Below are 19,209 nucleotides of genomic sequence, written 5' to 3'. Positions count from 1 at the left end.
GGACGGTGAATCCCGGCCCCCCGCCGTAGTCCGCCCGGGCGGATCTCGGCGCCGGCACGCCGTCCCGGCCGCCGCACGGGGGAGTACGGATCTCCGTGAGCCCCCTGCCCGGACCGCCCGTCGCGCCCGCCGCCCTCCCGGCGGGCCGACGGGCGCGCCCGTGGCCGGTCCTGCTGCTCCTCCTCCTGCTGGCCGTCCTGCTCGGCGCCGGTGCGGCGGGCGCCCTCACCGGCACCGTCCCGCCGCCCTCCGGAACGACGGCCCCCGCCCCGGCCCCTGCCCCCTCCGCGCCCGTGCCCACGCCCGAGCAGGGCGGCGAGACGTACGAACCTGCGGCGGCCGACGCGGGGCTGCCCGGCCGGACCCGACGGCACCCACGACGGCTCAGGCCCGCACCCCCGCCGCGGCGGCCCCGCGGCCCCCGGCGGCGCCCGCGGAGCCCCGGCGCCCTCCCGGTACCCGCTCCGCGCGGCGAAGCGCACCGGCGCGTGGTGATGCGCTGCTGAGAGGCCCGTGCCTCCGACAGCCCCGACACCACCCCCCCCGGATCACCCGAGGAGCTTCGCCATGTCCGCAGACCCGTACGCCGTCCTCCAGGCCCTCCTGCGCGCGGAGGCCGCCCGTAGCAGCCGCGCCACGGACCGCGCCGAACCCGCACCCCCGGCCTCCCGCACCCGGTCCACCGCGCAGGAACCGGACCGCGACCGCCCGGAGACATCAGGCCACTGACACCCCGCCGGCCCGACGCGGAGCCCGGGGACATCCGATTGCGGCCCGTCGGCCCCGCGTCTGGCCGGCCCCGCGTCGGGCCGGAGCCCGCCGCCCTCGCTCCGAGCCCCCACCCGGCATTACCCCCGGCGCAATTTCGCCACGCCCCTGGGCGTCGCGTCCTCCCAGGTGACGCCCACGTCGGGCGTCGTTGCCGCAGGCAGGGGAGCCACAGAGGGAGCCACCGGGTGAGAACTACGCGCCGTCGGGCTTGAAGATCTCGTCCATGGCTTCGGCCCCTTCCGTAATCACCGGACGGATCTGCTTGCGGTAGACGGTCTCGGTCGTCTGAGTGCCGCTGTGCCCAACGACCCTCGCGATGACCTCGATCGGCGTTCCGTGGTCGGAGAGAAGAGAGACGAAGCTCGTTCGCAGCTCCCGTGTCGTCCAGGTGTGGGGAGCCGGGAGGCCGGCGTCCTTGAGCAGCGCGCGGAGGTTCCTCAAGACATTGGTCGAACTCCGCTGAGTCCCGTCCTCATGAGGAAAGACAAGTCGGCTGTCCGCCCACTCGATGTTGGCCGCCGCACACTCTTCCTGCTGATGCTGACGGTGCTGTGAGAGGACGGCTGCGGCGTAGTGAGGCATGGTCAGCGACCTCTTGCTCTTGCGCGTCTTGGTCTCACCTCTTCGCCGGACGGAGCGCCATACGTCGATGTGCGGACGATCCCCGTCGCCTGCATCGATGTGGACGTGCGACCAGGTGAGGGGGCGTTCTTCCTCGGTCCGTACCCCGACGAGCAACGCCAGCACGACGTAGGCGTGAATCCACGAACCGCGCCGGGCCTGGAGGACCGCTTGGGCTTCCTCCAGCGTCAGGGACTTGCTGGGACGACCTTCCCGGCCCTGCGGAAGCTCCACGAGTTCGGCCACGTTGCGTGCGACGACTCCCTCGCGCTGGGCCTGGGCGATCGAGCGGCGAAGGATGGACCGAATCCTCTTCAGGGTCTCGTGAGACACCTCATCCGCTTTGGCCGTCAGCCACTCATCGACGTCGTCGGCGGTCAGCTCGTGAGTCTTGGCCTTCCCGAGGTCGGGGATGACGTGGTTGCTCGCCAGGCTCCGGTAGGTCTTGAGGGTGTTCTCGTCCCGGCCTCGCAGCCCGCGGACCAACCACTTGTTCACGGCGATCTCAATCGTGTGCCTGCTGGAGGTCTGAACCCCGACGGCGAGCCCCTTTCGGAGCTCCCGAAGCTTCGCCCGAACCTCGGATTTGGTCTTGCCGGACACCTTGGGCCGTCGGCGCTTCCCGTCCGGCGTGTAGCCGAGCGAGATGGCTCCGATGTAACGGTTCTTGGACTGGTCCCAGTAGATCGAGTCATCGCCGTTCGCTGCTTTCTTGCGCGCCGAGGCTTCCTCGCTGGTCATCGTGTTCGTGCCTTTCAAAAAGGAGGGGTCGCACCACGTGCAGTGCGACCCCTGGTCGGGTGGCCTCAGGCGGCAGAGCGGGCTTCGCGCTTCAGCAGTTCGACGTACTCCTCGATGTACTCCGTCGGAACGAGGCGCCGGCGCCCTACGCGGACGGTCCGGAGACGCCCCAGGCGGATCTCCTGCCAAGCCGTGGTTCGCTCGAAGCCGAGCACGTAGGCCGCGTCTTCGACGGGGTGAAGGCGTCGAACGAGCGGCACTGCGGTGGTGGGGTGGGGCCCCGGGTCAGCGGTTGCCATCAGGCTCCTTCAGCTCGGTCCGGGGCGCGGAAACCCCGGAAAGTGCTGACAGAACTGACAGAACCTCGCCGCATGGCCTCTGACCTGCAGGTTCGGCCACATCGGCCGTTGTGACAAAACCTCAAAAAACTCTGACAGAACCTCGAAAACCTCGGTTCTGTCAGAGCAGCCCATCGCCCGACGGGCGAGGTTTTTTGAGTTCTGTCAGAGTTTCCGGAGGTTTTGTCAGAGCTCCGAAATTGCTTGTTTCCGCAGGTCAGAGGGCTGTTCGGGAGGTTCTGTCAGTTCTGTCAGCGGGTTGGGGGGTTTTCAGGCGCCGGGGGTGAGGCGGGGGTGGGTCTCGTAGCTGGGCGAGGGCGGCCGGCCGCCGCGGGTGGTGCGGGGCGGCGGGGGCTGCTGGCGGACCCAGCCGTGGTCCTCCAGAAGGTTCAGCGCGGGGTCGAGGTCGCCCATGGCGGGGAACTCGCTGCGGGGCATGGCGCGGAAGAGGTCGCGTTTGGTGAAGGTGGCGGTGCGGTTCTCGGTCAGGTGGGTCAGGACGGTGTGGGCGGCTTCCTGGGCGGGGTCGGCCTTCATGGCGTTGAAGACGTCGAGGGCGTGGGCGGTGAAGTAGTCCCCGAGCCGGGTGGAGGCGGCCATGGTCGCTCCAGCGATCGGCCGGGTCCAGGCGTCCTCGGGGTGGGTGGCCAGGTGGAGGAGTCCGGCGATGCGGGCGACGGCTCCGTCGCGCTTGCTGGCCCAGTTGACGATCGGCGCCAGGGTGCCGTCCTTGCGCAGGCGGGCTTCGGTGACGCGCTGGTAGGCGAGCAGGATCGCGTCGGCCTCGGGGCTGAGGGTGAGCTCGGCCTTCTCGCTCCAGGCCGCGAGGGTCAGCGCCAGGCGGCCGAGCTTCTGGGCGTAGGTGTCGGCGGTGTCGGGGGCGAGGAGGTCGGGAGTGAGGTTGCGGTAGCCGACCAGGGAGGCGGGCTTGGAGTAGAGGAACCGGGCGAGCAGGCCACGTCCGTCGGCGCCCTTGATCTGCCCGATGGAGTCCAGGACGTCCGGCTGCACGGCCAGGCCCATGGTGATGGCGGGGTTCTCGATGTACTGGGCGTCGCGGGCCTGGCGGTTGACGCGGGCCATGTCGCCGGCGTGGCCCTTGAGGAAGATCCCCATGTTCGGGACGCCGGAGTAGCGTCCGGCGATGATCTCGAAGATCTCCCCCTCCGGGGACAGGATCGAGATCCGTCCGTCCTGCTGGGCGAGCAGGGTGGTCAGGGACTCGGCGGTGATGTCGTCGGCGACGAGCTGCGGCTCGGCCGGGACAGTCGCGCGTTCGGCGGCCTTGGTCAGCGAGATGGCCTGCGCGGTGAGCTCGGCCAGCTTGTCGGCCTCGGCGTTGGCGGCCAGCTTCTCGGCCTTCTCGGCCGCGGCTTTCGCGATCCGGGCGGAGGCGGCGGCCTCGGCTCGCTGCGGGGCGGTGAGCTCGATGAGGGCCTTCTCGGCGGCGAGGAGGGGCTTGGTCATGAGCCCGAACACGGCGCTCTTGCGGTTGCCGGGCGGCAGTGCCACGGCGGTGTAGAGGTTGACCGGCTCGCTCCACTGGCCGCGCACGGTGACGGTGAGGCGGCCGCCGGCGGCGGTGCCGATGACGGCGAGGGCGAGGCAGCCGGCGAGGTCGACGGGTGTCTGCGTCTCCTCAGCGACGCCCGCGGTCATGGCGGCGAGCCAGTCGGGCAGGGCGTCGACGGGGAAGGCTGGGAGGGTGCCGCGGAGGTTGAGCGGGATGGGCTCGTCCCAGACGGGTCCGGTGATGTCCTCGGCGGTCATCTCCTCGAACCCGGCCCACAGCTCGGGGTCGTGCGGGCTCATGCGGCGTCCTTTCCCTGGGTGAGTCGCGGGCACTGGCTACGAGGGACGCCTTCGGCGACGACCTTCTCGGCGCCCACGGCCGTGGGGGCCCGGGGCGGTCGGGCGGTCACGCGACGGCTCCCAGGGCGGCGTTCATGCCGTTGGTGACGCAGCGGCGGGCGTACGGCGCCGGGACGTCGACGGCGATGGCCGCGTGGATCAGTTCCTCGGCGATGGTGTCGAGGCCGCAGGGGCCGGGGCAGGCGGTGTGCCGGGCGGCAAGGAAGCGGGCGGCCCCGTAGGCGGCGGTGCCGGCGCCCTGCTCGGGGTGGGCCCTGATGTTGTCCAGCCCGCGCTCCAGGCCGGCCTGGACGAAGGCGGGGGTGTGGCGGCAGCCGGTGGCGACGCTGCGGTCCCAGCGGGTCGGGGTGGAAGAGCCCACGGCCGCGCGGGCGGGGGTGGACTCTTCCCTCTTGACCAGGGCGAGGACGGCCGGCGGCAGAGCGGTGATCGGGCCGGTGCCGGGTCCGAGCCAGCGGGCGTAGGACATCAGGGACTTGATGTCGACGCCGCGCCGGACCTTGTTCGCGGAGCGCATCGCGCCCCGGTAGATCCAGTGCTCCCCGCGCGTCGTCTGGACGATCGTGGTGGGCGGGAGGGCGGTGCGGGCCCAGGCCATGGCGTCTGCGTTATCGAGGTCGACGACGGTGACCAGGGCGCCGCCGGGGTGGTAGCCGATGGCCCTTGCCCGGCGCCAGGCCAGGCCCCACTGGCGGGAGGCGAGGACGGTGGGGTTGGTGGTGGCGGCGGCCCAGCCGTGGCACGGCCACGGGCACACGCACGGCCCGGGGGTCTTCATGTTCAGCCGGCCGCCGCAAGCCAGGTCGGCGCAGTCCGGGCAGTTGCCGAGGGGCCGCTTGTCGGCGCCGAGGGGCAGGACGGGCAGGTGGCCGTCGGCGAGGGCCATGGCGTTGATGGCGAGGCTGTTCACGCGGCCACCGCCGCGCGGTCTCGTCGGATCTGGTTCGCATGGGTCATGCTGGGTGTCTCCAGTTCTCTGAGAGGTGCTGGATGAGGGCGGCCCCGGACTTTGGCGAGACGGGGGCCGCCCTTGTGCTGTCACGCGGCAAACAGGCCGCGTTCTTCCTGCTCCACGGGCGAGAGCCGGGAGCCTGTGGGCGTCTCCGGCGCGAGATCCGTGAGGCGCTGGTCGGTGGTAGGGCCGTCGTTGTGGAAGCGCCAGGTGCCGGCGTCGCCCTGAGGCCGGTCGGGACCGGGGCGGGTGTAGCGGCGGGCCTCGTTCGGGTGGGCGGCGTTCCAGTCCTCTGCGCACACCTTGTGGACGGGCTCGCCGCCGTGGGACCGCATCGGGGTCGGTTTGCTGCACAGGCAGCACGGTCGGTTCCCGGTGTGGTCGAAGTGCCGGGCGTCGCCCCAGTCGAGAAGCGGGGTCATGGCCGGGCTTAGGTGTTGATCTGGCGGTGCAGTTCGGCGACGAGGCGGAGGGTTTCGTGTGCCATGTCGGCGATGGTCTGGAGGTGTTCGTCGACGGTCGTCGGGTCGGGGCCGGTGAACGAGAACAACCGGCCGTCGTCGTGGTTCGGGGTGGGGTTGGTGAACGAGAACGACACGGGCAGCTCCTTCGGCGTCAGATGTTCAGGTGGTGTGCGCGGTGGATGGCGGCTTCCCACACGCTGCGGACCTGGGCTCCGGTGTGGGAGTCGTTCCAGTGGGGGATGGTCTGCCACTTCTTGCCGTGCTGGCGGCGGGCCTCGTCGAGGAGGAGGTTTCCGGCGTCGCGGTAGGCGGTGGTGCGGGCTCCGGCGGCAGCGCGCAGGGCGCCGATGGAGCAGCGGGCGCCCTCGGGGTGGATGAGGGAGTGCCGGGCCCAGCCATGGGTGTCGAGGAATCCGAGCGCGTCGCTGAGGGTCTTCTCGACCGGGCCGGGCCTATGCGCGGGTGGTGCGATGGCGGGGCTGGAGGCGACCGGCAGGGGGGCGGCCGGCGCCTGCGGGGCGGCGGGCGGCGGGCCGGGGTCGAGGAGCTGGAACGCGGCCTCGTACAGGCCCTCGTCGAGGGGGGTGAAGCCGTTCTGAGCGCGGGTGTTCATGCTGCCCTCCACAGGCCGTTCTCGTTGGTGACCTTGTTCTGCTTCTTCAGCTCGGACAGCCGCGGCTTGACGTTCCTGGCGGAGGTCTCCAGCTTGCGGGCGATGGTTTCGGCGGTCATCGGGGTGGCGTGCTCCTGGAGGAGTTCGAGGATGCGCGGCTTGATCAGCTCCTGTCCTTCAGGCGCCGGCGCGGCCCCACCGGCCCCGCCGGGGCCGGTGGGCCGGGTGGTCGCGTGGGGGCGGCCAGGGATGTGACGGGGCGCCTCCTGCACGGCAGACGCGCCCGCAGCTGCGGCGAGGAGGTCGGCGAGACTGCCGACCAGGTTCTTGCCGCGCTTGTCGACCATCGGCGTCTGCGCGATCGCGTCGCGCTCGCGCCAGGCGTCGCACTCCTCGATCCCGACCGGCTCGCCTCCGGCCAGAGCGACTGGCGGAGCATCCAGGTGGAGGGAGCGGAACTGGACGGCCTGGGAGCCGGGGGTGAGGAGGTAGCCCAGGCCGAAGGTGCCGTCCTCGGGAGCGGCGGCGGCCTCGGTGGCCAGGCCGCTCATGTCGCGGTCGGCGACCTTGGCGTACTGACCGGGCCACTGGGAGGGGATCATCGACAGGTCGATGCCCTCCGCACCCTCCACCGCGTTCGCCCCGACCAGCGAGCCCTGCCCCTTGGCGCAGCGCAGGAACACCGCGCCACCGCCGATCAGCAGCTGCGACCGGATCACCGTCGAGTTGCCGAGGTCTTCGGCCAGCGGGGTCTGGGTGGCCAGGACCACGCCGATACCCCGCTTGAGGGATCGGCGGGTCAGCTGCTCCACGATCGCCTTCGCCTCCGCGTGGTGCGGGGAGGAGGCCGAGAGCAGCATGTGGGCCTCGTCGATGACGACCAGGACCAGCGGGTCGGTGAACGGGAAGGCGGGACTGCGGTAGCGGGCTTCGCGGTCGAGCATCATCGCGTAGGCCAGACGCAGCGAGCCCATCGCCTCGTCCAGGCCATCCCCGAGGTAGGCCGAGAGCGAGGCGCCGGCGATGGTCCCCGCCTGCGGAGAAGCGAGGATCACCGCGATGCCTGAGCGGTGGGCCGAGAGCAGGATCTGCTCCAGCAGCCCCGACTTGCCCGACCGGGAGCCGCCCACCAGGTAGAGGTGGCGGGCGCCGGAGCCGGGCTGTGCGAGGGGCAGGAGCGCGGGGCGGCCGTCGACATAGGTGCCGGCGCGGACGTAGCCACGCGAGTCCATCGACAGCTCGTCCAGGACCGTCGAGAGCATCGTGCCGTGCATCAGCGCGTGCTCCCGCATCACCCGCACCCCCATCTGCGACGGCTTGTCGCCGGGGGCCAAGGCGATCTGGATCGTCTCCAGGTCGAGGTTGCCCGCGAGGTCCTGCAGGTTCACGGTGCCGATCGCCCGACGGTCGCGGGTCGCGATGCCCTCCCAGTCCAGCGGCCCGTCGTAGCGGGTGACGGTCAGGGTGGTGCCGGGCATCGCGCCTTCCGGCACGGCCACGTACGCGGCCCACAGCTCCTGGGGCGTCGTCGGGGTGCCGCCGGCCGTGATGGGGGTGGGCTGAGGTGCCTTCTTGAGGTGGACGGTGACGGGCAGGGCGTTGGGTGCGTGGTGCTTGGGGTCGCCTAGCTCGACCTGGGAGACAGGGATTTGGTAGACGGCGGCGATGTCGGCGGCCCTCACCCGGACCTGCTGGCCCTGGGGCAGCGTGATGACGCCGGTGAACGACACGGCCTCGCCCCCGGCAGCGAGGGCGAGCTGCGCGAGGACGGCGCCGGGCTGGATGAGCTTGCGGCCCTCGGTCTGGGTGGGGCCGGAGATGAACTCCGCCCACCACGCCGCGATGACCTGCTCCTGCGACGACAGCCCCGCGCCCGTGACGGTGGTCGCGGGTACGAGGGCGGGGGTGTGGCCGGTGAGGTTGCGGTGGTGTGCGAGGGCGGCCGCGCCTGCCGGGACGGCGAGCCCGAGGGCGATCAGCGGATTCATGCCCGCGGCGAGGACCTCGCCAGCGGCGATGCCGCAGCCGGTGCTCGTGAGCCCACACGCGATCAGAGACCGCAGCACCGGGGCGGCGGCCCCGACGGCCCACGCCCCGGCTCCGGCCGCCGCGGCGACGAGGGCGGACCAGGGGCCGGCGGCGAGTGGCACCACCGCGAGCGCGGCGGGCGCGTACTGAACGAACTGTGCGCGGGTCGGCCCCATGGTCCTGAACTCCTTTACTGCTGGGTGTAGAAGCCGGCTTCGGCCATGTCGACGGGGGAGGTGGCGACGGCGTCGGCGATGCCGCCGTGGTCGTTCTCGGTGGTCGTCTTCGCGTCGTCGGCCGCCGCGGCGGCGCTGTCGGCGGCGGAGGTGTAGGCGCCGGCCGCGTCCTTGGCACCGGTCATGGTCAGCGCGGCGTCGGTGAACTCGCTGGTGGTGGCGTCGTCGACGGCGAGCGCCTTCATGGTCTCGGCGGCGTCGAGCATCTGCTCGGCGGCGTCGTCGACATCGGCGGCGAGCTTGGTGACGGTCTGGGCGTGGGCGTGGACCTTGTGGGTGAGCCAGGCCAGCTTGGTGCGCAGGGCCGCGTAATTGGCGGCGTCCTTGAGGGTCTCGGTGGCGCTCATGCGGGGCTTCTCCTGTCTGTGGTCAGCGGGCGTTGTAGAAGTCGCGCTCGGCGGGTCGGGTCAGGGGGCTGTCGGCGACGGCCCGGAAGATGCCGCCGTGCCGGGCCTCGGCGTTCGCGGAGGCGGTGCGGCAGGCCTCCTCGCCCCCCTCGATCTGGTCGTGGACCTTCTTGGCGGCGGCGGCCTGGAGGTCGAGCTGCTCCTTGAGCACCTCGCACTTGCCGATGAGGTTCGCGCCGACGCCCTTGGCGGTGATGTCGGCGATGAGCTCCTCGCAGTCCGACGCCAGCTGCACGGCGTCGTCCATGAGTTCCAGGGCGGTGTCGGTGCTGGCCTGGCACAAGGTGGCCGAGCCCTCGGCGAGGTCGATGACCTGGGTGAGGGTCATGACCTCACCGCCGCTGTAGGTGCGGGACTTCCCGGCGGCGGTTGTGACGTGGACGCCCTTGTCGTCGACGGTCGCGGAGTGCGGGGTGGGCGGGTTGGGCTGCATCGCGGGGTCCTTCCGGATGTGGTCGGGCAGCTTGACGGTGCGGGGCCGCGGGACGGTGCCCGCGGGCGGGACCGCGGAGCCCGGCGGCACCGTCACCGGCGGAGTGGCCGGCGGCGGGGGTGCCGTCGGCGGCGGTGGGGCCGTCGGGGGAGGAGGCACCGTCGGCGGTGGGTGTGCGGACGGCGGTGGAGGCGTTGTCGGCGGCGTCGTCGAAGACGAGGAGGCCCCCGCCTGCGGCGCCGTCGGGGTCGGGGAGCCTGTCGACGAAGTCGCCCCAGGAGGCTCGGCGGAGGGGGAAACGGAAGGCTTCCCGGCCGGTTTCTTCAGGTAGGCCGATCGCCATCCGTCCCGCAGCCCACCGGCCATATGGGCGCCCGCCAGAAGTCCGTAATGGGCTTTCGCCGCGATGTTGTACGGCCGGTTCCGAAACGTGTCCGGAGTCCGGGCCGGTTCCCATTTCGGCTTCGTTTTGGCAGGGGGCTTCTTGGTTCCCGACTGTTCGTACTTCCCGTGCGTCTTCTCCACGCCGAACAGGTAGCTGATGGCGAGGAGTAGGAGCAGTTCCATGACCCTCCCTTCTGTGACTCTGCGTGGTTGCGGTCGGTTACCGGTTACCGGTTACAGGCCCCCAGGACCCCGGTTCGGGCTCTCCAGCGGGGGGTCGAGGGGGTGTTCGGGGGCTGTAACCGGTAACCGGTAACCGCGCTTGGTCGCTCAGTGCGACGGGGAGCCGATGTTGTTCACGGTCGAGTTCGCCGTGTTGAACACGGACTCCAGCGTGCCGCGGATCGACTCGCTGAACGGCGTGTAGGGCAGGAAGATGCCGGAGACGATCAGCATGATGCAGACCGCCATCTGCTTCCCCTTCGTCTTCTTGAAGGTGAAGAACACGGCCCAGCAGAAAAGGCCGAGAGCGAAGAACTGAAGCGTCATTTTCATGCACCCTTCTCGAAGGTGAATCCCTTGTTGCTCGCGGGGGTTACCGCGCCCGAACCGGAGGGCGCGGAGAGCTTCTTGTAGGCCAGGAGGCCGCCGCCTCCGACGAGCGCCACCCACAGCCACGGGCTGGAGGTGATGCCGCCGCCGGAAGCGGCGCTGGCGGGCTGCTGGGCCCTGGTGGTCGTGCCGCTGAAGACCGGGGTCGGGCACTCGGGGATTCGGGAGACCTCCCAGGAGGACGCCTTGGCGACCGACGCCGCGCGACCCTTCATGCACTCGCGGTAGACGGTCATCTCCCGCTCGTACGCGGCCTTGGCCGCGGACTCCTCGATCTGCGCCCGCTGCTTGTCGGCCTCCGCCGCAACCAGGGAGTTCGCGGCGTCCTCCTGGGCCCGCGCACGCTCCTGGGCGGCCTGCTCGGCTTGCATGCTGGTGACGGCGATGACCGTGCCGCACACCGCGAGGACGGCGATCGCACCGCACGCCGCGAGCGCGGCGGTGTTGCGTCGTAGGCCGTCGGCCTTGAGCGAGAACTTGGTGGACGTGCTGGGCTTCTCCGGGGCCTCGGAGTTGATACGGCTGAACTCCTTGTCCCAGTCGATCCCGGACATGGCTACTGCCTCCTTCCAGAGGATTGAGCGGTGCAGGTCAGAGGGTGTTCGGCTCCAGGGCGAAGAACAGGACGGAGCAGACGGTCAGGCCGAGGCGCTGGAGCATGCTGGCGCGCAGGGCGTCGAGGATCTGGACGCGGGTGTGGGTGCCGGGCCTGAGCGGGACGGTGTCGGCGTCGGTGACGGTGCTGCCGTCGTCGGTCCGGATGGTGAGGACGAAGTGGTACATGACCTCGGCAGCGGCCGTGGCGGGGTTCATGACGTGACTCCTTGGGTCAGGCAGCGGACGTGTCGGGGTAGGCGCAGGCGGTGCACATGCCGAGCGAGGCGGGGATGCGGTATCCGGCGTCTCGCCCGCACTCCGGGCACACCCGGCGGGCGGCGTTCGCCGCGGCGAGGGCCGCCCAGCGGGCCGGGGTCATCGGACGCACTGGCCGGGCCAGGTCGATCCGGTAGAGGTAGGCGACCAGGGGTCCGCGCCGGCGGCGGGGGCGTTCGAGCTGGGCCACGACCGGCTGACCTGCCGGCCGCAGCCCCAGTGCCCGAAGCTGCCGGAACGTCGCCAGCCCCTCCGGTGCCAGACGCCACCGGTAGACGGGCAGGCTGGCCATCAGCGGAGCCGGTGGTAGGAGGCCCGGCAGGTGGTGGCGTGCTCGTTGGCTGCGCGGCGGGTGAAGCCGAGGTGGTCGTGCATGTCGGGACGGTCTCCGCAGCCGTGGCAGTGCCAGGTCGAGCCGTAGGAGGCTCGGGTGCCGGTGACGTCGATGGCGGCGCCGGTCTGGTTGTGGAACCGGATGAGGAGGTTGTCGGGCTCGGGCGGGTTGGTGTGCGGAGAGAGCTTCACCGGAACGCTCCTTCCAGGGCCTGGGCGGGGTGGGTGTCGCGCAGTTCCTGGTAGCGGCCGGTCACCCAGCCGGTGGACCAGCCGCACAGCTCGGCCGCCTGCCGCACGGGCAGTCCGGCGGCGAACGCCGCGGCCACCGTCCGCAGGGCCAAGTCCTTCTCCTGCTGCTTCTCGGCCGGGCCGGCGGCGAGGAGCGCGGCGCGTTCACGCTCGGCCCGTTCCCGTCGTTCACGCTGTTCACGGGCGGCCTTCTCGGCGGCCTGCCGCCGGTCGTGTTCGGCACGCTGGGCGGCCTCGCGTTCACGGCGTTCACGGGCCAGGCGCTGCTGTTCACGCTCGTGTTCATCGCGTTCACGAGCCTCCCGCTCCGCCCGCTCCCGGCGCTCCTCGCGCTCGGCCTGTTCACGGGCCAGCGCCGCCTCGTGCTCACGCTGTTCACGGGCCAGCTTCGCCTCGAACTCGCGCTCTTCCCGGACCCGCTGTGCTTCCTCGTCGGCCCGCTGCCGGGCGGCCTGCTCGGCCTCCTGGGCGCGCTGCCGGGCCTCCTGCTCGCGGCGCCGGCGCTCGGCCCGCTCCCGCTCCTCCAGCCCGGTCACGGCGGCGGTAATGGCGCGGCGGTAGGCCAGGCCGGTCTCGGCGGTCACGATGAGGAGGAGGGGTGCGACCGCGTGGACGGCCACTCCGACCAGGTCTTTCTTCAGCGCGGAGTCGACGGTGTTGAGGGCGAGGGTCATGATGCCGGTCATCCACCGCAGCACCACCGGCCACCGCCCGCCCTCCCCGCCCAGGCGAGCCAGGACTGAGTCCAGCCGGACCACGATGACGACGGCGGCGTCCACCACGATCGGGAGGATCGGGGCGGTCCAGTCCCAGGCGTCGGGGGTGTGGGCCCGCATCAGCGGGGTGACGGTGAGGACCGAGTACAGCATCGCCCCGCACACGATCAGCCACGTCCCCACGCTCAGGGCCTGCTCGGCTGAACGGATCTGAACAGCGTTCACGACACCGCCCCCCAACCCGCCGCCAGCGTCTCCGGGGTCAGATCAAGGGTGTAGCCGGTCAGCTCGATGTCGGCGCCAGCGAACCGGCCGTGAACCTTCAGCACCAGCGTCCCGCCCCCACGCTGAACGCGGTGAACAACCGCCGCCGGATCGATGTTCAGGGCCTCGCGCCACGCCTCGAACGCGCCGAGGTCGTCGTGCAGCGACAGGCACAGCCGGTCCGGGTAGACCGGGCACAGGTCCACGTTCGGCGCCGGCAGGTGCGAGAACTTCGTGTCCAGGACGATCAGCGCCGTCAGTGGCGCCGCCAGATCCGAGAGTGTGCGGGCGTTCACGCGGCACCGCCCGGCTGCACCGCGGCGCGGTTGGTCAGGTCCCGGCGGAGGGTCAGGACTCGGCGCCGGCGGCGACGCAGCCGCTGGGCGTCCAGGTCCGTGACCGGCCGGTCCAGCAGCGCGATCTCCACGTCGAGCAGGTCGACCTCCGCCACGATCAGCGGCATCTCCCGCTCGATCGCGTCCAGCTCCGCCGCCGACGGCTCACCGTCGAACGCCAGCGCCTGGGAGGTGGCGGGGAGTGTGATGATGGACTTCATGGGTCGTGCTCCCTTCTCAGAGGAACGGCCCTAACGAGGTCCCGGAGGTGCAACTCCGGGACCTCTCGCCGTTTGGAACCATCCGGCTCCCCTCAACCCCGCCCGTACGACACCCCGGGTGACGGGGGCCGGACGGGCGAGGGAGGCAACCGGCCGCAACCAGAGGGCTGCGGAGGTCAGATGACACGGTGGGCATGGCCACTCCGCCGGTCCAGCGGGAGGGGCGCCCAGGGTCTTAAGCGCTTCACGCCGGCCTCCATAGGAGCGGACATGACGGAATGACAGTTCGCGATCTTTGCCCCTGTCTCACCGACGCAGAAGACTCCGTGGTCCACCCCGAAGGGCGGCCGGAGCAAGGTGCTTGCTGTTCGCGTACGGCAGGGCCTGCGGCTTGTCGCAGATGCCTGTGTCCACTGTTCAGTTCTCAACCGTGACTGGCGCTTCCATCGAGCCCCTTCCGAGGACCCTCCGGGCGTCCAAAGGGCAGCCCTAAGAGAGCCGTCCTGTGCTCACCTCAGAACCCGAAGGCCCATCTGGTGCGCACCAGAAGAGTGGCATCTGGTGCGCACCAGATGCAACCCCTCGGTTCGAGGTGCGTGTCGGTGTGCTCTTCGATGGAACGGTCGAAGGCGGGGGTGTCGGAAGCCAACTGGGGTTAACCTCAAGAGGGTTAACCAGCTCTCACCTGCGGCTTTACGGAGGCGGCGTGGCTAAGGGGTTAAAGGCGATCCGGACCTCGCGGGGCTGGTCGCAGGACCGGCTGATTTTTGAGATGCGGCGGTTCGCGGAGCAACGGCTGCTCGACATTGCCTCGGCGGCCAGCCTCAAGACCTATGTGTCGGAGTGGGAGAACGGACGCCGTGCCCTCACGGATCGGTACGCCTCGATCCTGCGGCAACTTCTGGGGGCCACGGACGTCGAGCTGCGTGGTGAGCCCGAGACGCCTGAGCCTCAGGCGGACGGCTACGCGGAACTGCTGAGCCGAATCGACGCGGCTGGCAGCCTGAGCCAGTCCATGGTCCCGTCGTTCCTGGCCCAGACCGAGCTGCTGCGGACCATGGACCGTCAGATGGGCGCGACCGGCCTGGTCGACCAGATGAACGGTCACCTGGCGGCGATGGAGGAGGCCTTGACCTTCGCCGTGTTGCCAGCCGCGCGGCGACCCCTCGCGACTGCCCTCGCAGGAGCATCCACCCTCGCCGCTTGGCAGGCGTTGGACGCCGGTGCCGTGGACCGCGCATGGAGGCGGTACGAGCTGGCCAAGAAGGCAGCCCAAGACGCCGAATCCCCGTTGTACCTGGCGCATGCCATGGGCGAGCAGGCATACGTACTTGCGGACGCTGGTCGGCCTCAGCTGGCGGTCGAGCTGGTGCGCGACGCACAGCGCACCTACCCCGAACGCCAGTCACCCCGCCTGAGGGCATGGTTAGCGGCGGCAGAGGCAGAGCTGTGCGCTGCCGTGGGCGGCCCGGAAATGGAGCCAGCCGCGAGGGCGGCCCTTGAGCGGGCGACCGCACTCCTTCCGGATGACGGAGAGGTCCGCGACGCCGACATGCTGAGCATCTTCCTCAATACCGGTCACCTGTCGAGGTGGCGGGGGAACGTCCTGGCCAAGCTCGGGGACACCTCGGCGATGGAGGAGCTGTACGCGTCGCTCGGCAGCGCTGATGAGACCTTCGTGCGCGCGAACTCCGGCATCCACTGCGACCTCACCCAGGCGCACCTAGCCCGCGGCGAGCTGGACGAGGCACGGTCGCATCTCCAGAAGGCCCGCTTGCTGGCGAACCGCACGGGATCCGTGCGGTACCGCCGGCGTGTGGAGCTTCTTACCGGGCGCCTCTAGACCGGGACGCGAGGACGTGGAGCAGGGCCACGAGCGTGCCGGAGCCCATGAGCTTTCCCTCAGTCATCAGGCGCGGGATGTCATCAAGGGGAATCCAAGCGACCTCGCCAGCCTCCTCGGCGTCGGTCGGCTCGCCGACCTTCTTAGCGCCACGGGCCACGAAGACCTCATGGGGCGAGTCGACCATCCCGATCATCGGCTGGTAGCTCACGACGTGCTCGACGGGGCCGGGGCGCCACCCCGTTTCCTCTTCGGTCTCGCGCGCCGCCGTGGTGGCCGCGTCCTCGCCCGTGTCCACGATGCCGCCGGGCAGCTCCCAGCCCCACTGCTGCGGCACGAAGCGGTACCGCCACAGCATGAGAACGCGGTCCTGGTCGTCGATTACGGCCGTGATCGCCACGCGGAAGAGGCGAACGACGTGGTGCTCGAAGCGCTCGACGCCGGGAGGCTCGACGTCGACCAGGTCCAGGTTCACCCACGGGTTCTCGTAGACCTGGCGGGAGCCGTGAATCTTCCACGGCTCCATCTCTGCTGGCGTCGGGACGCTTGTGCCACCAAGGATGCGGTAGGAGCTGCGATCGTGAGCCTTGATGAGGTGCTCACTCGCCAGACGGGCGAGCACCTGACGCAGCGCGGTACGGCCGATCTCAAGCTCAGCGCTCAGTGTCCGCTCGGAGGGCAACTTGTCGCCGGGGTTGTAGCGGCCCGATTCGATCCACGACCGGATCGTTTCGTAGACCCTCTGCGTCTTGGGTCCCATCCTCGGCGCACACTCCCTGATTGTCGGCTGGTGATAGCCAGCGTATCGGGGGAGCAGAGCGGGTGACTCGGGCATGCGAACCTCTCTTCCGGGGCTGGTCCACCCCGGACGCTGATAGTGGGCGGATGGAAAGGAGATGCCTCCGGCACGGGCGCTCCGACTCCGGGGTAGGAGGGGACCGTACGCGGGTGCCGGCCGGTGGGAGTGTGGAGGCGGGGGCTCCCGTCCCGTCTGCCGGCGGCCCAGGTAGCGCCGAGCAGACACGGCACCGCGCGTCCCGGTCGTTCGTCCAGTGGGGCGCTCCACCTGGGCGCCCGGCACGGCGCCTGTTCCACGGTGTGTGGGTCGACGGCAGACGGGACGGGAGCCAGGGCCGTCCACGGCCGGGGCAGAGTCTACGAAGAGGTTGCATCGTCAGTACCCCCTGTCACAATGCTGACCATGGATGCCCATGCGAGGCTGATTCGCTCAACACATGATCAGTTGACTGCTGTTGGCTTCGTGCGGGTCTGTAGCGAGGAGCACGCTGAAACCCCGAAGCTCCTGCAGCAGTACGAAGCCTGTCTCTCTACCGCAGAAGATGAGAGGCCGCTACAAGAGTTCCTCACTAAGAACCCATCCATGCTCACCCAGCAGCTAGGTGGAAGCTGCCGCTGGGTCCATCCGCAAGTACGCCTTGGTAACGCGTACGTTCCCGACTTCCTCGTGGCCCGTATCGACAGCGTTGCTCTGCACTGGACGATGATCGAGCTGGAAAGCCCTAGAGCTCCCCTTTTCCTGAAGAGTGAGGGGAAGCAGAACCGGCCCGCCGAGAAGCTCCGGGAGGGGCTTGATCAGATTACAGAGTGGCGTCGCTGGCTGAGGGACAACATGGAATCCGCCCAACGGCGCCCACGAGGGAACAAGGAAGGTCTGGGCCTGGTGGAAATCGATAGCGAGGCTCGGGGACTCGTGGTGATCGGCCGGCGCGCAGACATGACTGGCGACGATCGCGTGAATCGCGGTCATTTGTCCCGGGAACGTCAGGCCATGATCCGCACCTATGACTGGTTGGCCGACGAGGCCCGACGAGGATACCGAAACTCCTTGGCCTCCGATGAGCCCTGCTACGAATGCGCCTTCCTTAAATAGCCCATCAGTGCGTGCCGGTTTCGTGCCAGACCGGTCGGGAGCGGCGGTCAACAGCGGCAACCTGCGAGGGCCAAACGATAGGCTCTGACATTTACATGTATTGGTCAGAGGCCTGTGAGCGGCGGGAGGATCGATGATTCCCAAGCTCAGGACTCGGGGACTGTAGCCACGGACTGGCCTCGTGTTGCAGGGAGCTACGGCGCACTTGGTCCAAACGCCACGCCGGTGCGCTCTGCACTGGCAAGATAAGGCCATGGTTCGCAGGCCGTATCCCACGTACCTTGATCAGACGTATCCCGAGACAGCGGCAGTATGGAGGGCTCTACGAGAGCTACGTCCGAGCCCCCCGGGGTATGCGAGCACAGGCGCGCGCCAGAAGCTGTTCAGCGCAGCACTGGAGCAGTCTGAGCAACTCTTCACCGCAGCAGCTTCGGTTGGACCGGCGTCCAGGCCCCTCGTACTTTTCTACGGCCTGAGCCAGGCGGGTAGGGCCATCGCAGCGTGTGCACCCGTCCCCGCTGACAAATGTCGCCTAATCGGCCACGGAATCGCCGCAGCCAACATGGACCAGTCAGACCTGGGCTCGGTCACTGTCAAAGACAAGGGCGTGCACGGAACTCAGTCGTTTACTCAGGTTGCGGCGATGCTCGGATCGCGATCGCTGCCTGAGGAAGCACGTCTTGCGGACGTGTGGGCGTCGATCCCGGAGGTGAATCTCTGGCCCTTGCAGTCGACAACTCGTCCGCAGCTATCAGTCAGTAGAGAGACACATCAGGTCGACGCCAACGCTTTGCAGGCGATGGTGTCCGGACTGCCTGGACACCTTCAAGACCATGCATGCCTGCAAGACCGTGATCAGGCCGTACGCGCGTGGCTCGCCGACTATCCTTCGTTGGCGGGGTACCGCTTCCGGTCGACTGGCGCCATCCCTGATAGCGGCCCGGAAAGCTGGAATTCGATGCAAGGCACGATCGGCTGCCGCCTGGTGTGGGACGTGGTGGGCGGAGATGAGGCCGCAGAGCGCAGGTTCGAGGAAATCGCACCGTGGAAGGGGCGCAGCCTCTCAGGCTCCACCCGAGTGATCCACGCGCGATTTGGCGGTGACGACCGCGAGATCCACCCTCTGTTGGCCTGGTGGGCGGTGCTCTACACGCTCTCAATGCTTGCCCGCTATCAGCCAGGTCAGTGGACTGCGCAGATCGATGTGAACCGCAGTAAAGACGCTGTAGCCCTCGAGTACCTCCTGGACAGCGCCCTTGCCGCGGTGCCTGAGCTGATCCTCGCGGCGATCGACGAGGTAACGACCTAAGCCGACGAGCAGCCTTCGGAACATACGACGATGCCAGCGGTACAAAAGCTGTCCATGGGTACCGCACCCCCCGTCTGATGAGGGCGGGGGTCCGGGCGGGCTCACAAAGCAGCTGTCGCCACCGCATCACACTGCGGCAGGGCTCGCGGCTTACTTGTGCACCCACGAGACATGGCAGGCCATCCCTAGGTCGCTGACCTGGCAAAACGATCGAAAGGCACGCGCCCTCCGAAGCGGTGTGCCTCACCGTGCACCCGTGTGCGCCTTCCCTGACCACCGCGTGGACTGGATGCTGCCAGGGTCCGTACGGGTTCCCGGAGGGGAGAGGAGAGACGGTGACCCAGCCGAGGTGCGGGGCTCTGACGAAGAGGGGAGGCCGGTGTAAGCAGCCGGCTGACCTGGGCAGTGGTCAGTGTTGGAGGCACCAGGGAGAGTGGACCGCTCGCGCACAGGTGGACCGCAAGAAGAAGGAAGCCGCGGCAAAGAAGCAGGAGCTTCGGAAGAAGAAGTGGTCCTGGTGGTGACCACTGACTGACATTCACGGCTGACATCAACAGGCTAGGACGTGCGTGGCCGAGGCTGGTCTCCAGCGGTAAAGAATCCCCGGCCGTTGGCTATGCGCGGTCGACCCGATCGAACTCCTAAAGCGGTGGTAGCCGATCGGCCAGCACAGGCAAACCAGTGCGTTCCAGCAGGGTGG

At 69.7% G+C, this 19,209-nt stretch carries 24 protein-coding genes; 5 read left to right on the top strand and 19 right to left on the bottom strand.

The genetic code is table 11. The features are described from left to right. The first annotated feature begins 95 nt into the window (after positions 1–95). Together ACWDVG_RS13050 and ACWDVG_RS13045 are read left to right on the top strand one after the other, a co-directional pair. Positions 96–506, top strand: coding sequence for a hypothetical protein (locus ACWDVG_RS13050; protein ID WP_451699039.1), 411 nt, complete (start codon positions 96–98; stop codon positions 504–506). Positions 507–567: 61 nt separating this feature from the next. Next, entirely contained in the window at positions 568–729 is a 162-nt protein-coding gene (locus tag ACWDVG_RS13045) for a hypothetical protein (RefSeq protein ID WP_451699037.1), read from the top strand. Between the two features lie 234 nt (positions 730–963). Here the strand turns inward: ACWDVG_RS13045 and ACWDVG_RS13040 are convergent, their stop codons facing one another. The 18 genes from ACWDVG_RS13040 to ACWDVG_RS12955 all read right to left on the bottom strand — a co-directional run bounded on the left by ACWDVG_RS13040 (position 964) and on the right by ACWDVG_RS12955 (position 13,466). Continuing rightward, complete coding sequence (locus ACWDVG_RS13040) at positions 964–2,133, bottom strand: site-specific integrase (protein WP_451699035.1); 1,170 nt, start codon at positions 2,131–2,133, stop codon at positions 964–966. Positions 2,134–2,198: 65 nt separating this feature from the next. Then, positions 2,199–2,432 (bottom strand): helix-turn-helix domain-containing protein, encoded by a 234-nt coding sequence (locus tag ACWDVG_RS13035; protein ID WP_451699033.1) that lies wholly within the window; start codon positions 2,430–2,432, stop codon positions 2,199–2,201. 309 nt (positions 2,433–2,741) lie between these two features. After that, positions 2,742–4,283, bottom strand: a complete 1,542-nt coding sequence (locus ACWDVG_RS13030; RefSeq protein ID WP_451699031.1) for a YfjI family protein — start codon at positions 4,281–4,283, stop codon at positions 2,742–2,744. A 106-nt stretch (positions 4,284–4,389) separates the two neighbouring features. Further along, a complete protein-coding gene (locus ACWDVG_RS13025; RefSeq protein WP_451699203.1) occupies positions 4,390–5,229 on the bottom strand; it encodes a DNA primase in 840 nt (279 codons plus the stop codon). 152 nt (positions 5,230–5,381) lie between these two features. After that, complete coding sequence (locus ACWDVG_RS13020; RefSeq protein ID WP_451699029.1) at positions 5,382–5,717, bottom strand: hypothetical protein; 336 nt, start codon at positions 5,715–5,717, stop codon at positions 5,382–5,384. An 8-nt stretch (positions 5,718–5,725) separates the two neighbouring features. Continuing rightward, on the bottom strand, positions 5,726–5,893 hold the full coding sequence (locus ACWDVG_RS13015) for a hypothetical protein (protein WP_451699028.1): 168 nt from the start codon (positions 5,891–5,893) through the stop codon (positions 5,726–5,728). A gap of 17 nt (positions 5,894–5,910) precedes the next feature. Then, complete coding sequence (locus ACWDVG_RS13010; protein ID WP_451699026.1) at positions 5,911–6,372, bottom strand: DUF6197 family protein; 462 nt, start codon at positions 6,370–6,372, stop codon at positions 5,911–5,913. Next, complete coding sequence (locus tag ACWDVG_RS13005; protein ID WP_451699024.1) at positions 6,369–8,576, bottom strand: hypothetical protein; 2,208 nt, start codon at positions 8,574–8,576, stop codon at positions 6,369–6,371. The genes ACWDVG_RS13010 and ACWDVG_RS13005 overlap by 4 nt, the downstream gene beginning before the upstream one ends. A 14-nt stretch (positions 8,577–8,590) precedes the next feature. Further along, positions 8,591–8,983: a hypothetical protein gene (locus ACWDVG_RS13000; RefSeq protein WP_450393529.1), complete on the bottom strand. Its 393-nt coding sequence runs from the start codon at positions 8,981–8,983 to the stop codon at positions 8,591–8,593. A gap of 22 nt (positions 8,984–9,005) precedes the next feature. Beyond that, positions 9,006–9,572, bottom strand: a complete 567-nt coding sequence (locus ACWDVG_RS12995; protein ID WP_451699022.1) for a hypothetical protein — start codon at positions 9,570–9,572, stop codon at positions 9,006–9,008. 618 nt (positions 9,573–10,190) lie between these two features. Continuing rightward, the gene (locus ACWDVG_RS12990) at positions 10,191–10,409 is read right to left on the bottom strand and encodes a hypothetical protein (protein ID WP_451699020.1); all 219 of its coding nucleotides are present in this window, start codon (positions 10,407–10,409) and stop codon (positions 10,191–10,193) included. 2 nt (positions 10,410–10,411) lie between these two features. After that, on the bottom strand, positions 10,412–11,026 hold the full coding sequence (locus ACWDVG_RS12985) for a hypothetical protein (RefSeq protein ID WP_451699018.1): 615 nt from the start codon (positions 11,024–11,026) through the stop codon (positions 10,412–10,414). Positions 11,027–11,063: 37 nt separating this feature from the next. Next, a complete protein-coding gene (locus ACWDVG_RS12980) occupies positions 11,064–11,285 on the bottom strand; it encodes a hypothetical protein (protein WP_451699016.1) in 222 nt (73 codons plus the stop codon). A gap of 16 nt (positions 11,286–11,301) precedes the next feature. Next, positions 11,302–11,637, bottom strand: coding sequence for an RRQRL motif-containing zinc-binding protein (locus ACWDVG_RS12975; RefSeq protein ID WP_451699014.1), 336 nt, complete (start codon positions 11,635–11,637; stop codon positions 11,302–11,304). Further along, on the bottom strand, positions 11,637–11,870 hold the full coding sequence (locus ACWDVG_RS12970; protein WP_451699012.1) for a hypothetical protein: 234 nt from the start codon (positions 11,868–11,870) through the stop codon (positions 11,637–11,639). Before ACWDVG_RS12970 ends, ACWDVG_RS12975 begins: the two co-directional genes overlap by 1 nt. Next, positions 11,867–12,871 carry a DUF2637 domain-containing protein gene (locus ACWDVG_RS12965; protein WP_451699010.1) on the bottom strand — a complete coding sequence of 335 codons (1,005 nt, stop codon included), beginning with the start codon at positions 12,869–12,871 and terminating at the stop codon, positions 11,867–11,869. Before ACWDVG_RS12965 ends, ACWDVG_RS12970 begins: the two co-directional genes overlap by 4 nt. Beyond that, the gene (locus ACWDVG_RS12960) at positions 12,868–13,206 is read right to left on the bottom strand and encodes a hypothetical protein (protein WP_451699008.1); all 339 of its coding nucleotides are present in this window, start codon (positions 13,204–13,206) and stop codon (positions 12,868–12,870) included. Before ACWDVG_RS12960 ends, ACWDVG_RS12965 begins: the two co-directional genes overlap by 4 nt. Beyond that, entirely contained in the window at positions 13,203–13,466 is a 264-nt protein-coding gene (locus tag ACWDVG_RS12955) for a DUF6284 family protein (protein WP_451699006.1), read from the bottom strand. The genes ACWDVG_RS12960 and ACWDVG_RS12955 overlap by 4 nt, the downstream gene beginning before the upstream one ends. 706 nt (positions 13,467–14,172) lie before the next feature. Here ACWDVG_RS12955 and ACWDVG_RS12950 point away from each other — a divergent pair. After that, complete coding sequence (locus ACWDVG_RS12950) at positions 14,173–15,309, top strand: XRE family transcriptional regulator (RefSeq protein ID WP_450330301.1); 1,137 nt, start codon at positions 14,173–14,175, stop codon at positions 15,307–15,309. On the opposite strand, the gene ACWDVG_RS12945 is transcribed toward ACWDVG_RS12950, so the two are convergent. Further along, complete coding sequence (locus tag ACWDVG_RS12945; RefSeq protein WP_451699004.1) at positions 15,293–16,069, bottom strand: NUDIX domain-containing protein; 777 nt, start codon at positions 16,067–16,069, stop codon at positions 15,293–15,295. The two genes, ACWDVG_RS12950 and ACWDVG_RS12945, sit on opposite strands and share 17 nt — an antisense overlap. A 441-nt stretch (positions 16,070–16,510) precedes the next feature. On the opposite strand from ACWDVG_RS12945, the gene ACWDVG_RS12940 reads away from it, so the two are divergent. Together ACWDVG_RS12940 and ACWDVG_RS12935 are read left to right on the top strand one after the other, a co-directional pair. Next, complete coding sequence (locus tag ACWDVG_RS12940) at positions 16,511–17,200, top strand: Shedu anti-phage system protein SduA domain-containing protein (RefSeq protein ID WP_451699002.1); 690 nt, start codon at positions 16,511–16,513, stop codon at positions 17,198–17,200. 253 nt (positions 17,201–17,453) lie between these two features. Further along, on the top strand, positions 17,454–18,509 hold the full coding sequence (locus ACWDVG_RS12935; RefSeq protein WP_451699001.1) for a YaaC family protein: 1,056 nt from the start codon (positions 17,454–17,456) through the stop codon (positions 18,507–18,509). Positions 18,510–19,209 lie beyond the last annotated feature (700 nt).

The sequence above is a fragment of the Streptomyces sp. NPDC003327 genome, assembly GCF_053589515.1.
The sequence above is the reverse complement of the archived record's forward strand: the minus strand, read 5'-3'. Positions and strand labels throughout refer to the sequence as shown.

What these genes read in the sequence shown, in the direction of transcription:
- ACWDVG_RS13025 (WP_451699203.1), bottom strand. Translation starts at nt 5,229, where the DNA reads ATGGCCCTCGCCGACGGCCACCTGCCCGTCCTGCCCCTCGGCGCCGAC.
- ACWDVG_RS13010 (WP_451699026.1), bottom strand. Translation starts at nt 6,372, where the DNA reads ATGAACACCCGCGCTCAGAACGGCTTCACCCCCCTCGACGAGGGCCTG.
- ACWDVG_RS13030 (WP_451699031.1), bottom strand. Translation starts at nt 4,283, where the DNA reads ATGAGCCCGCACGACCCCGAGCTGTGGGCCGGGTTCGAGGAGATGACC.
- ACWDVG_RS13020 (WP_451699029.1), bottom strand. Translation starts at nt 5,717, where the DNA reads ATGACCCCGCTTCTCGACTGGGGCGACGCCCGGCACTTCGACCACACC.
- ACWDVG_RS12945 (WP_451699004.1), bottom strand. Translation starts at nt 16,069, where the DNA reads ATGGGACCCAAGACGCAGAGGGTCTACGAAACGATCCGGTCGTGGATC.
- ACWDVG_RS13000 (WP_450393529.1), bottom strand. Translation starts at nt 8,983, where the DNA reads ATGAGCGCCACCGAGACCCTCAAGGACGCCGCCAATTACGCGGCCCTG.
- ACWDVG_RS12980 (WP_451699016.1), bottom strand. Translation starts at nt 11,285, where the DNA reads ATGAACCCCGCCACGGCCGCTGCCGAGGTCATGTACCACTTCGTCCTC.
- ACWDVG_RS12940 (WP_451699002.1), top strand. Translation starts at nt 16,511, where the DNA reads ATGGATGCCCATGCGAGGCTGATTCGCTCAACACATGATCAGTTGACT.
- ACWDVG_RS12955 (WP_451699006.1), bottom strand. Translation starts at nt 13,466, where the DNA reads ATGAAGTCCATCATCACACTCCCCGCCACCTCCCAGGCGCTGGCGTTC.
- ACWDVG_RS13040 (WP_451699035.1), bottom strand. Translation starts at nt 2,133, where the DNA reads ATGACCAGCGAGGAAGCCTCGGCGCGCAAGAAAGCAGCGAACGGCGAT.
- ACWDVG_RS12935 (WP_451699001.1), top strand. Translation starts at nt 17,454, where the DNA reads ATGGTTCGCAGGCCGTATCCCACGTACCTTGATCAGACGTATCCCGAG.
- ACWDVG_RS13045 (WP_451699037.1), top strand. Translation starts at nt 568, where the DNA reads ATGTCCGCAGACCCGTACGCCGTCCTCCAGGCCCTCCTGCGCGCGGAG.
- ACWDVG_RS12975 (WP_451699014.1), bottom strand. Translation starts at nt 11,637, where the DNA reads ATGGCCAGCCTGCCCGTCTACCGGTGGCGTCTGGCACCGGAGGGGCTG.
- ACWDVG_RS13035 (WP_451699033.1), bottom strand. Translation starts at nt 2,432, where the DNA reads ATGGCAACCGCTGACCCGGGGCCCCACCCCACCACCGCAGTGCCGCTC.
- ACWDVG_RS12990 (WP_451699020.1), bottom strand. Translation starts at nt 10,409, where the DNA reads ATGACGCTTCAGTTCTTCGCTCTCGGCCTTTTCTGCTGGGCCGTGTTC.
- ACWDVG_RS12985 (WP_451699018.1), bottom strand. Translation starts at nt 11,026, where the DNA reads ATGTCCGGGATCGACTGGGACAAGGAGTTCAGCCGTATCAACTCCGAG.
- ACWDVG_RS13005 (WP_451699024.1), bottom strand. Translation starts at nt 8,576, where the DNA reads ATGGGGCCGACCCGCGCACAGTTCGTTCAGTACGCGCCCGCCGCGCTC.